Origin of the sequence: Pseudomonas sp. 32_A, assembly GCF_017490905.1 — a bacterium.
Classification (GTDB): Bacteria; Pseudomonadota; Gammaproteobacteria; order Pseudomonadales; family Pseudomonadaceae; genus Aquipseudomonas; species Aquipseudomonas inefficax.
Map to the genome: position 1 here is coordinate 1 of NZ_JAFGYI010000071.1, position 9,247 is coordinate 9,247.

The 9,247-nt window shown below is 47.4% G+C and carries 17 protein-coding genes and 2 pseudogenes; 16 read left to right on the forward strand and 3 right to left on the reverse strand.

Going from position 1 to position 9,247, the window contains the following annotated elements; all coding sequences use genetic code 11:
- The 15 genes and pseudogenes from J5M58_RS25290 to rzpD all read left to right on the forward strand — a co-directional run.
- Nucleotides 1-327: pseudogene (locus J5M58_RS25290) on the forward strand (Replication protein O); the annotation flags it as partial.
- Nucleotides 324-1,025: a replication protein P gene (locus tag J5M58_RS25295; protein WP_000788910.1), complete on the forward strand. Its 702-nt coding sequence runs from the start codon at nt 324-326 to the stop codon at nt 1,023-1,025. The pseudogene J5M58_RS25290 and the gene J5M58_RS25295, both read left to right, overlap by 4 nt.
- Nucleotides 1,022-1,312: a protein ren gene (locus tag J5M58_RS25300; protein ID WP_000145933.1), complete on the forward strand. Its 291-nt coding sequence runs from the start codon at nt 1,022-1,024 to the stop codon at nt 1,310-1,312. Before J5M58_RS25295 ends, J5M58_RS25300 begins: the two co-directional genes overlap by 4 nt.
- 73 nt (nt 1,313-1,385) lie before the next feature.
- Entirely contained in the window at nt 1,386-1,826 is a 441-nt protein-coding gene (locus J5M58_RS25305) for a recombination protein NinB (protein ID WP_000736903.1), read from the forward strand.
- Entirely contained in the window at nt 1,823-2,695 is an 873-nt protein-coding gene (locus tag J5M58_RS25310; protein ID WP_000611491.1) for a phosphoadenosine phosphosulfate reductase family protein, read from the forward strand. The genes J5M58_RS25305 and J5M58_RS25310 overlap by 4 nt, the downstream gene beginning before the upstream one ends.
- Nucleotides 2,695-2,865 carry a protein NinD gene (gene ninD / locus J5M58_RS25315; protein WP_223368622.1) on the forward strand — a complete coding sequence of 57 codons (171 nt, stop codon included), beginning with the start codon at nt 2,695-2,697 and terminating at the stop codon, nt 2,863-2,865. Before J5M58_RS25310 ends, ninD begins: the two co-directional genes overlap by 1 nt.
- Entirely contained in the window at nt 2,832-3,014 is a 183-nt protein-coding gene (locus tag J5M58_RS25320) for a NinE family protein (RefSeq protein WP_000113775.1), read from the forward strand. The genes ninD and J5M58_RS25320 overlap by 34 nt, the downstream gene beginning before the upstream one ends.
- Nucleotides 3,011-3,181: a protein NinF gene (locus J5M58_RS28490; RefSeq protein ID WP_000566997.1), complete on the forward strand. Its 171-nt coding sequence runs from the start codon at nt 3,011-3,013 to the stop codon at nt 3,179-3,181. Before J5M58_RS25320 ends, J5M58_RS28490 begins: the two co-directional genes overlap by 4 nt.
- On the forward strand, nt 3,174-3,785 hold the full coding sequence (locus J5M58_RS25330; protein ID WP_001108044.1) for a recombination protein NinG: 612 nt from the start codon (nt 3,174-3,176) through the stop codon (nt 3,783-3,785). The genes J5M58_RS28490 and J5M58_RS25330 overlap by 8 nt, the downstream gene beginning before the upstream one ends.
- Nucleotides 3,782-3,988, forward strand: coding sequence for a phage NinH family protein (locus tag J5M58_RS25335; RefSeq protein WP_002901791.1), 207 nt, complete (start codon nt 3,782-3,784; stop codon nt 3,986-3,988). Before J5M58_RS25330 ends, J5M58_RS25335 begins: the two co-directional genes overlap by 4 nt.
- Entirely contained in the window at nt 3,966-4,631 is a 666-nt protein-coding gene (locus J5M58_RS25340; protein WP_001271136.1) for a serine/threonine protein phosphatase, read from the forward strand. Before J5M58_RS25335 ends, J5M58_RS25340 begins: the two co-directional genes overlap by 23 nt.
- Complete coding sequence (locus tag J5M58_RS25345; RefSeq protein WP_001235459.1) at nt 4,628-5,251, forward strand: antitermination protein; 624 nt, start codon at nt 4,628-4,630, stop codon at nt 5,249-5,251. The genes J5M58_RS25340 and J5M58_RS25345 overlap by 4 nt, the downstream gene beginning before the upstream one ends.
- 682 nt (nt 5,252-5,933) lie before the next feature.
- Nucleotides 5,934-6,251: pseudogene (locus J5M58_RS28105) on the forward strand (phage holin, lambda family).
- Complete coding sequence (locus J5M58_RS25360; RefSeq protein ID WP_000229403.1) at nt 6,235-6,711, forward strand: glycoside hydrolase family protein; 477 nt, start codon at nt 6,235-6,237, stop codon at nt 6,709-6,711. Before J5M58_RS28105 ends, J5M58_RS25360 begins: the two are co-directional and overlap by 17 nt.
- Entirely contained in the window at nt 6,708-7,169 is a 462-nt protein-coding gene (rzpD, locus tag J5M58_RS25365) for a prophage endopeptidase RzpD (protein WP_000092275.1), read from the forward strand. Before J5M58_RS25360 ends, rzpD begins: the two co-directional genes overlap by 4 nt.
- Before the next feature lie 31 nt (nt 7,170-7,200).
- Here rzpD and bor read toward each other — a convergent pair whose 3' ends face one another.
- The gene (bor, locus tag J5M58_RS25370; RefSeq protein ID WP_000738492.1) at nt 7,201-7,494 is read right to left on the reverse strand and encodes a serum resistance lipoprotein Bor; all 294 of its coding nucleotides are present in this window, start codon (nt 7,492-7,494) and stop codon (nt 7,201-7,203) included.
- Between the two features lie 289 nt (nt 7,495-7,783).
- Complete coding sequence (locus J5M58_RS25375; RefSeq protein ID WP_223248938.1) at nt 7,784-8,236, reverse strand: DUF1398 domain-containing protein; 453 nt, start codon at nt 8,234-8,236, stop codon at nt 7,784-7,786.
- A gap of 243 nt (nt 8,237-8,479) precedes the next feature.
- Between J5M58_RS25375 and ybcW the strand changes: the two genes are divergently transcribed.
- Entirely contained in the window at nt 8,480-8,686 is a 207-nt protein-coding gene (gene ybcW / locus J5M58_RS25380) for a protein YbcW (RefSeq protein ID WP_001031427.1), read from the forward strand.
- Between the two features lie 164 nt (nt 8,687-8,850).
- On the opposite strand, the gene J5M58_RS25385 is transcribed toward ybcW, so the two are convergent.
- Entirely contained in the window at nt 8,851-9,045 is a 195-nt protein-coding gene (locus J5M58_RS25385; RefSeq protein ID WP_001421937.1) for a YlcI/YnfO family protein, read from the reverse strand.
- Between the last annotated feature and the right edge of the window lie 202 nt (nt 9,046-9,247).

A 9,247-nucleotide genomic window follows, 5' to 3' on the forward strand; every position in this document is an offset into this window, starting at 1 on the left:
GCAGAAGACCTGACCGCCGCAGAGTGGATGTTTGACATGGTGAAGACTATCGCACCATCAGCCAGAAAACCGAATTTTGCTGGGTGGGCTAACGATATCCGCCTGATGCGTGAACGTGACGGACGTAACCACCGCGACATGTGTGTGCTGTTCCGCTGGGCATGCCAGGACAACTTCTGGTCCGGTAACGTGCTGAGCCCGGCCAAACTCCGCGATAAGTGGACCCAACTCGAAATCAACCGTAACAAGCAACAGGCAGGCGTGACAGCCAGCAAACCAAAACTCGACCTGACAAACACAGACTGGATTTACGGGGTGGATCTATGAAAAACATCGCCGCACAGATGGTTAACTTTGACCGTGAGCAGATGCGTCGGATCGCCAACAACATGCCGGAACAGTACGACGAAAAGCCGCAGGTACAGCAGGTAGCGCAGATCATCAACGGTGTGTTCAGCCAGTTACTGGCAACTTTCCCGGCGAGCCTGGCTAACCGTGACCAGAACGAAGTGAACGAAATCCGTCGCCAGTGGGTTCTGGCTTTTCGGGAAAACGGGATCACCACGATGGAACAGGTTAACGCAGGAATGCGCGTAGCCCGTCGGCAGAATCGACCATTTCTGCCATCACCCGGGCAGTTTGTTGCATGGTGCCGGGAAGAAGCATCCGTTACCGCCGGACTGCCAAACGTCAGCGAGCTGGTTGATATGGTTTACGAGTATTGCCGGAAGCGAGGCCTGTATCCGGATGCGGAGTCTTATCCGTGGAAATCAAACGCGCACTACTGGCTGGTTACCAACCTGTATCAGAACATGCGGGCCAATGCGCTTACTGATGCGGAATTACGCCGTAAGGCCGCAGATGAGCTTGTCCATATGACTGCGAGAATTAACCGTGGTGAGGCGATCCCTGAACCAGTAAAACAACTTCCTGTCATGGGCGGTAGACCTCTAAATCGTGCACAGGCTCTGGCGAAGATCGCAGAAATCAAAGCTAAGTTCGGACTGAAAGGAGCAAGTGTATGACGGGCAAAGAGGCAATTATTCATTACCTGGGGACGCATAATAGCTTCTGTGCGCCGGACGTTGCCGCGCTAACAGGCGCAACAGTAACCAGCATAAATCAGGCCGCGGCTAAAATGGCACGGGCAGGTCTTCTGGTTATCGAAGGTAAGGTCTGGCGAACGGTGTATTACCGGTTTGCTACCAGGGAAGAACGGGAAGGAAAGATGAGCACGAACCTGGTTTTTAAGGAGTGTCGCCAGAGTGCCGCGATGAAACGGGTATTGGCGGTATATGGAGTTAAAAGATGACCATCTACATTACTGAGCTAATAACAGGCCTGCTGGTAATCGCAGGCCTTTTTATTTGGGGGAGAGGGAAGTCATGAAAAAACTAACCTTTGAAATTCGATCTCCAGCACATCAGCAAAACGCTATTCACGCAGTACAGCAAATCCTTCCAGACCCAACCAAACCAATCGTAGTAACCATTCAGGAACGCAACCGCAGCTTAGACCAAAACAGGAAGCTATGGGCCTGCTTAGGTGACGTCTCTCGTCAGGTTGAATGGCATGGTCGCTGGCTGGATGCAGAAAGCTGGAAGTGTGTGTTTACCGCAGCATTAAAGCAGCAGGATGTTGTTCCTAACCTTGCCGGGAATGGCTTTGTGGTAATAGGCCAGTCAACCAGCAGGATGCGTGTAGGCGAATTTGCGGAGCTATTAGAGCTTATACAGGCATTCGGTACAGAGCGTGGCGTTAAGTGGTCAGACGAAGCGAGACTGGCTCTGGAGTGGAAAGCGAGATGGGGAGACAGGGCTGCATGATAAATGTCGTTAGTTTCTCCGGTGGCAGGACGTCAGCATATTTGCTCTGGCTAATGGAGCAAAAGCGACGGGCAGGTAAAGACGTGCATTACGTTTTCATGGATACAGGTTGTGAACATCCAATGACATATCGGTTTGTCAGGGAAGTTGTGAAGTTCTGGGATATACCGCTCACCGTATTGCAGGTTGATATCAACCCGGAGCTTGGACAGCCAAATGGTTATACGGTATGGGAACCAAAGGATATTCAGACGCGAATGCCTGTTCTGAAGCCATTTATCGATATGGTAAAGAAATATGGCACTCCATACGTCGGCGGCGCGTTCTGCACTGACAGATTAAAACTCGTTCCCTTCACCAAATACTGTGATGACCATTTCGGGCGAGGGAATTACACCACGTGGATTGGCATCAGAGCTGATGAACCGAAGCGGCTAAAGCCAAAGCCTGGAATCAGATATCTTGCTGAACTGTCAGACTTTGAGAAGGAAGATATCCTCGCATGGTGGAAGCAACAACCATTCGATTTGCAAATACCGGAACATCTCGGTAACTGCATATTCTGCATTAAAAAATCAACGCAAAAAATCGGACTTGCCTGCAAAGATGAGGAGGGATTGCAGCGTGTTTTTAATGAGGTCATCACGGGATCCCATGTGCGTGACGGACATCGGGAAACGCCAAAGGAGATTATGTACCGAGGAAGAATGTCGCTGGACGGTATCGCGAAAATGTATTCAGAAAATGATTATCAAGCCCTGTATCAGGACATGGTACGAGCTAAAAGATTCGATACCGGCTCTTGTTCTGAGTCATGCGAAATATTTGGAGGGCAGCTTGATTTCGACTTCGGGAGGGAAGCTGCATGATGCGATGTTATCGGTGCGGTGAATGCAAAGAAGATAACCGCTTCCGACCAAATCAACCTTACTGGAATCGATGGTGTCTCCGGTGTGAAAGAACACCAACAGGGGTGTTACCACTACCGCAGGAAAAGGAGGACGTGTGGCGAGACAGCGACGAAGTATCACCGACATAATCTGCGAAAACTGCAAATACCTTCCAACGAAACGCACCAGAAATAAACCCAAGCCAATCCCAAAAGAATCTGACGTAAAAACCTTCAACTACACGGCTCACCTGTGGGATATCCGGTGGCTAAGACGTCGTGCGAGGAAAACAAGGTGATTGACCAAAATCGAAGTTACGAACAAGAAAGCGTCGAGCGAGCTTTAACGTGCGCTAACTGCGGTCAGAAGCTGCATGTGCTGGAAGTTCACGTGTGTGAGCACTGCTGCGCAGAACTGATGAGCGATCCGAATAGCTCGATGCACGAGGAAGAAGATGATGGCTAAACCAGCGCGAAGACGATGTAAAAACGATGAATGCCGGGAATGGTTTCACCCTGCATTCGCTAATCAGTGGTGGTGCTCTCCAGAGTGTGGAACCAAGATAGCACTCGAACGACGAAGTAAAGAACGCGAAAAAGCGGAAAAAGCAGCAGAGAAGAAACGACGACGAGAGGAGCAGAAACAGAAAGATAAACTTAAGATTCGAAAACTCGCCTTAAAGCCCCGCAGTTACTGGATTAAACAAGCCCAACAAGCCGTAAACGCCTTCATCAGAGAAAGAGACCGCGACTTACCATGTATCTCGTGCGGAACGCTCACGTCTGCTCAGTGGGATGCCGGACATTACCGGACAACTGCTGCGGCACCTCAACTCCGATTTAATGAACGCAATATTCACAAGCAATGCGTGGTGTGCAACCAGCACAAAAGCGGAAATCTCGTTCCGTATCGCGTCGAACTGATTAGCCGCATCGGGCAGGAAGCAGTAGACGAAATCGAATCAAACCATAACCGCCATCGCTGGACTATCGAAGAGTGCAAGGCGATCAAGGCAGAGTACCAACAGAAACTCAAAGACCTGCGAAATAGCAGAAGTGAGGCCGCATGACGTTCTCAGTAAAAACCATTCCAGACATGCTCGTTGAAACATACGGAAATCAGACAGAAGTAGCACGCAGACTGAAATGTAGTCGCGGTACGGTCAGAAAATACGTTGATGATAAAGACGGGAAAATGCACGCCATCGTCAACGACGTTCTCATGGTTCATCGCGGATGGAGTGAAAGAGATGCGCTATTACGAAAAAATTGATGGCAGCAAATACCGAAATATTTGGGTAGTTGGCGATCTGCACGGATGCTACACGAACCTGATGAACAAACTGGATACGATTGGATTCGACAACAAAAAAGACCTGCTTATCTCGGTGGGCGATTTGGTTGATCGTGGTGCAGAGAACGTTGAATGCCTGGAATTAATCACATTCCCCTGGTTCAGAGCTGTACGTGGAAACCATGAGCAAATGATGATTGATGGCTTATCAGAGCGTGGAAACGTTAATCACTGGCTGCTTAATGGCGGTGGCTGGTTCTTTAATCTCGATTACGACAAAGAAATTCTGGCTAAAGCTCTTGCCCATAAAGCAGATGAACTTCCGTTAATCATCGAACTGGTGAGCAAAGATAAAAAATATGTTATCTGCCACGCCGATTATCCCTTTGACGAATACGAGTTTGGAAAGCCAGTTGATCATCAGCAGGTAATCTGGAACCGCGAACGAATCAGCAACTCACAAAACGGGATCGTGAAAGAAATCAAAGGCGCGGACACGTTCATCTTTGGTCATACGCCAGCAGTGAAACCACTCAAGTTTGCCAACCAAATGTATATCGATACCGGCGCAGTGTTCTGCGGAAACCTAACATTGATTCAGGTACAGGGAGAAGGCGCATGAGACTCGAAAGCGTAGCTAAATTTCATTCGCCAAAAAGCCCGATGATGAGCGACTCACCACGGGCCACGGCTTCTGACTCTCTTTCCGGTACTGATGTGATGGCTGCTATGGGGATGGCGCAATCACAAGCCGGATTCGGTATGGCTGCATTCTGCGGTAAGCACGAACTCAGCCAGAACGACAAACAAAAGGCTATCAACTATCTGATGCAATTTGCACACAAGGTATCGGGGAAATACCGTGGTGTGGCAAAGCTTGAAGGAAATACTAAGGCAAAGGTACTGCAAGTGCTCGCAACATTCGCTTATGCGGATTATTGCCGTAGTGCCGCGACGCCGGGGGCAAGATGCAGAGATTGCCATGGTACAGGCCGTGCGGTTGATATTGCCAAAACAGAGCTGTGGGGGAGAGTTGTCGAGAAAGAGTGCGGAAGATGCAAAGGCGTCGGCTATTCAAGGATGCCAGCAAGCGCAGCATATCGCGCTGTGACGATGCTAATCCCAAACCTTACCCAACCCACCTGGTCACGCACTGTTAAGCCGCTGTATGACGCTCTGGTGGTGCAATGCCACAAAGAAGAGTCAATCGCAGACAACATTTTGAATGCGGTCACACGTTAGCAGCATGATTGCCACGGATGGCAACATATTAACGGCATGATATTGACTTATTGAATAAAATTGGGTAAATTTGACTCAACGATGGGTTAATTCGCTCGTTGTGGTAGTGAGATGAAAAGAGGCGGCGCTTACTACCGATTCCGCCTAGTTGGTCACTTCGACGTATCGTCTGGAACTCCAACCATCGCAGGCAGAGAGGTCTGCAAAATGCAATCCCGAAACAGTTCGCAGGTAATAGTTAGAGCCTGCATAACGGTTTCGGGATTTTTTATATCTGCACAACAGGTAAGAGCATTGAGTCGATAATCGTGAAGAGTCGGCGAGCCTGGTTAGCCAGTGCTCTTTCCGTTGTGCTGAATTAAGCGAATACCGGAAGCAGAACCGGATCACCAAATGCGTACAGGCGTCATCGCCGCCCAGCAACAGCACAACCCAAACTGAGCCGTAGCCACTGTCTGTCCTGAATTCATTAGTAATAGTTACGCTGCGGCCTTTTACACATGACCTTCGTGAAAGCGGGTGGCAGGAGGTCGCGCTAACAACCTCCTGCCGTTTTGCCCGTGCATATCGGTCACGAACAAATCTGATTACTAAACACAGTAGCCTGGATTTGTTCTATCAGTAATCGACCTTATTCCTAATTAAATAGAGCAAATCCCCTTATTGGGGGTAAGACATGAAGATGCCAGAAAAACATGACCTGTTGGCCGCCATTCTCGCGGCAAAGGAACAAGGCATCGGGGCAATCCTTGCGTTTGCAATGGCGTACCTTCGCGGCAGATATAATGGCGGTGCGTTTACAAAAACAGTAATCGACGCAACGATGTGCGCCATTATCGCCTAGTTCATTCGTGACCTTCTCGACTTCGCCGGACTAAGTAGCAATCTCGCTTATATAACGAGCGTGTTTATCGGCTACATCGGTACTGACTCGATTGGTTCGCTTATCAAACGCTTCGCTGCTAAAAAAGCCGGAGTAGAAGATGGTAGAAATCAATAATCAACGTAAGGCGTTCCTCGATATGCTGGCGTGGTCGGAGGGAACTGATAACGGACGTCAGAAAACCAGAAATCATGGTTATGACGTCATTGTAGGCGGAGAGCTATTTACTGATTACTCCGATCACCCTCGCAAACTTGTCACGCTAAACCCAAAACTCAAATCAACAGGCGCCGGACGCTACCAGCTTCTTTCCCGTTGGTGGGATGCCTACCGCAAGCAGCTTGGCCTGAAAGACTTCTCTCCGAAAAGTCAGGACGCTGTGGCATTGCAGCAGATTAAGGAGCGTGGCGCTTTACCTATGATTGATCGTGGTGATATCCGTCAGGCAATCGACCGTTGCAGCAATATCTGGGCTTCACTGCCGGGCGCTGGTTATGGTCAGTTCGAGCATAAGGCTGACAGCCTGATTGCAAAATTCAAAGAAGCGGGCGGAACGGTCAGAGAGATTGATGTATGAGCAGAGTCACCGCGATTATCTCCGCTCTGGTTATCTGCATCATCGTCTGCCTGTCATGGGCTGTTAATCATTACCGTGATAACGCCATTACCTACAAAGCCCAGCGCGACAAAAATGCCAGAGAACTGAAGCTGGCGAACGCGGCAATTACTGACATGCAGATGCGTCAGCGTGATGTTGCTGCGCTCGATGCAAAATACACGAAGGAGTTAGCTGATGCTAAAGCTGAAAATGATGCTCTGCGTGATGATGTTGCCGCTGGTCGTCGTCGGTTGCACATCAAAGCAGTCTGTCAGTCAGTGCGTGAAGCCACCACCGCCTCCGGCGTGGATAATGCAGCCTCCCCCCGACTGGCAGACACCGCTGAACGGGATTATTTCACCCTCAGAGAGAGGCTGATCACTATGCAAAAACAACTGGAAGGAACCCAGAAGTATATTAATGAGCAGTGCAGATAGAGTTGCCCATATCGATGGGCAACTCATGCAATTATTGTGAGCAATACACACGCGCTTCCAGCGGAGTATAAATGCCTAAAGTAATAAAACCGAGCAATCCATTTACGAATGTTTGCTGGGTTTCTGTTTTAACAACATTTTCTGCGCCGCCACAAATTTTGGCTGCATCGACAGTTTTCTTCTGCCCAATTCCAGAAACGAAGAAATGATGGGTGATGGTTTCCTTTGGTGCTACTGCTGCCGGTTTGTTTTGAACAGTAAACGTCTGTTGAGCACATCCTGTAATAAGCAGGGCCAGCGCAGTAGCGAGTAGCATTTTTTTCATGGTGTTATTCCCGATGCTTTTTGAAGTTCGCAGAATCGTATGTGTAGAAAATTAAACAAACCCTAAACAATGAGTTGAAATTTCATATTGTTAATATTTATTAATGTATGTCAGGTGCGATGAATCGTCATTGTATTCCCGGATTAACTATGTCCACAGCCCTGACGGGGAACTTCTCTGCGGGAGTGTCCGGGAATAATTAAAACGATGCACACAGGGTTTAGCGCGTACACGTATTGCATTATGCCAACGCCCCGGTGCTGACACGGAAGAAACCGGACGTTATGATTTAGCGTGGAAAGATTTGTGTAGTGTTCTGAATGCTCTCAGTAAATAGTAATGAATTATCAAAGGTATAGTAATATCTTTTATGTTCATGGATATTTGTAACCCATCGGAAAACTCCTGCTTTAGCAAGATTTTCCCTGTATTGCTGAAATGTGATTTCTCTTGATTTCAACCTATCATAGGACGTTTCTATAAGATGCGTGTTTCTTGAGAATTTAACATTTACAACCTTTTTAAGTCCTTTTATTAACACGGTGTTATCGTTTTCTAACACGATGTGAATATTATCTGTGGCTAGATAGTAAATATAATGTGAGACGTTGTGACGTTTTAGTTCAGAATAAAACAATTCACAGTCTAAATCTTTTCGCACTTGATCGAATATTTCTTTAAAAATGGCAACCTGAGCCATTGGTAAAACCTTCCATGTGATACGAGGGCGCGTAGTTTGCATTATCGTTTTTATCGTTTCAATCTGGTCTGACCTCCTTGTGTTTTGTTGATGATTTATGTCAAATATTAGGAATGTTTTCACTTAATAGTATTGGTTGCGTAACAAAGTGCGGTCCTGCTGGCATTCTGGAGGGAAATACAACCGACAGATGTATGTAAGGCCAACGTGCTCAAATCTTCATACAGAAAGATTTGAAGTAATATTTTAACCGCTAGATGAAGAGCAAGCGCATGGAGCGACAAAATGAATAAAGAACAATCTGCTGATGATCCCTCCGTGGATCTGATTCGTGTAAAAAATATGCTTAATAGCACCATTTCTATGAGTTACCCTGATGTTGTAATTGCATGTATAGAACATAAGGTGTCTCTGGAAGCATTCAGAGCAATTGAGGCAGCGTTGGTGAAGCACGATAATAATATGAAGGATTATTCCCTGGTGGTTGACTGATCACCATAACTGCTAATCATTCAAACTATTTAGTCTGTGACAGAGCCAACACGCAGTCTGTCACTGTCAGGAAAGTGGTAAAACTGCAACTCAATTACTGCAATGCCCTCGTAATTAAGTGAATTTACAATATCGTCCTGTTCGGAGGGAAGAACGCGGGATGTTCATTCTTCATCACTTTTAATTGATGTATATGCTCTCTTTTCTGACGTTAGTCTCCGACGGCAGGCTTCAATGACCCAGGCTGAGAAATTCCCGGACCCTTTTTGCTCAAGAGCGATGTTAATTTGTTCAATCATTTGGTTAGGAAAGCGGATGTTGCGGGTTGTTGTTCTGCGGGTTCTGTTCTTCGTTGACATGAGGTTGCCCCGTATTCAGTGTCGCTGATTTGTATTGTCTGAAGTTGTTTTTACGTTAAGTTGATGCAGATCAATTAATACGATACCTGCGTCATAATTGATTATTTGACGTGGTTTGATGGCCTCCACGCACGTTGTGATATGTAGATGATAATCATTATCACTTTACGGGTCCTTTCCGGTGATCCGACAGGTTACGGGG

What these genes read in the sequence shown, in the direction of transcription:
- J5M58_RS25340 (WP_001271136.1), top strand. Translation starts at nt 3,966, where the DNA reads ATGCGCTATTACGAAAAAATTGATGGCAGCAAATACCGAAATATTTGG.
- bor (WP_000738492.1), bottom strand. Translation starts at nt 7,494, where the DNA reads ATGAAAAAAATGCTACTCGCTACTGCGCTGGCCCTGCTTATTACAGGA.
- J5M58_RS25300 (WP_000145933.1), top strand. Translation starts at nt 1,022, where the DNA reads ATGACGGGCAAAGAGGCAATTATTCATTACCTGGGGACGCATAATAGC.
- rzpD (WP_000092275.1), top strand. Translation starts at nt 6,708, where the DNA reads ATGAGCAGAGTCACCGCGATTATCTCCGCTCTGGTTATCTGCATCATC.
- ninD (WP_223368622.1), top strand. Translation starts at nt 2,695, where the DNA reads ATGCGATGTTATCGGTGCGGTGAATGCAAAGAAGATAACCGCTTCCGA.
- J5M58_RS25305 (WP_000736903.1), top strand. Translation starts at nt 1,386, where the DNA reads ATGAAAAAACTAACCTTTGAAATTCGATCTCCAGCACATCAGCAAAAC.
- ybcW (WP_001031427.1), top strand. Translation starts at nt 8,480, where the DNA reads ATGAATAAAGAACAATCTGCTGATGATCCCTCCGTGGATCTGATTCGT.
- J5M58_RS25385 (WP_001421937.1), bottom strand. Translation starts at nt 9,045, where the DNA reads ATGTCAACGAAGAACAGAACCCGCAGAACAACAACCCGCAACATCCGC.
- J5M58_RS25310 (WP_000611491.1), top strand. Translation starts at nt 1,823, where the DNA reads ATGATAAATGTCGTTAGTTTCTCCGGTGGCAGGACGTCAGCATATTTG.
- J5M58_RS25335 (WP_002901791.1), top strand. Translation starts at nt 3,782, where the DNA reads ATGACGTTCTCAGTAAAAACCATTCCAGACATGCTCGTTGAAACATAC.
- J5M58_RS25295 (WP_000788910.1), top strand. Translation starts at nt 324, where the DNA reads ATGAAAAACATCGCCGCACAGATGGTTAACTTTGACCGTGAGCAGATG.
- J5M58_RS25375 (WP_223248938.1), bottom strand. Translation starts at nt 8,236, where the DNA reads ATGCAAACTACGCGCCCTCGTATCACATGGAAGGTTTTACCAATGGCT.
- J5M58_RS25360 (WP_000229403.1), top strand. Translation starts at nt 6,235, where the DNA reads ATGGTAGAAATCAATAATCAACGTAAGGCGTTCCTCGATATGCTGGCG.
- J5M58_RS25345 (WP_001235459.1), top strand. Translation starts at nt 4,628, where the DNA reads ATGAGACTCGAAAGCGTAGCTAAATTTCATTCGCCAAAAAGCCCGATG.
- J5M58_RS25330 (WP_001108044.1), top strand. Translation starts at nt 3,174, where the DNA reads ATGGCTAAACCAGCGCGAAGACGATGTAAAAACGATGAATGCCGGGAA.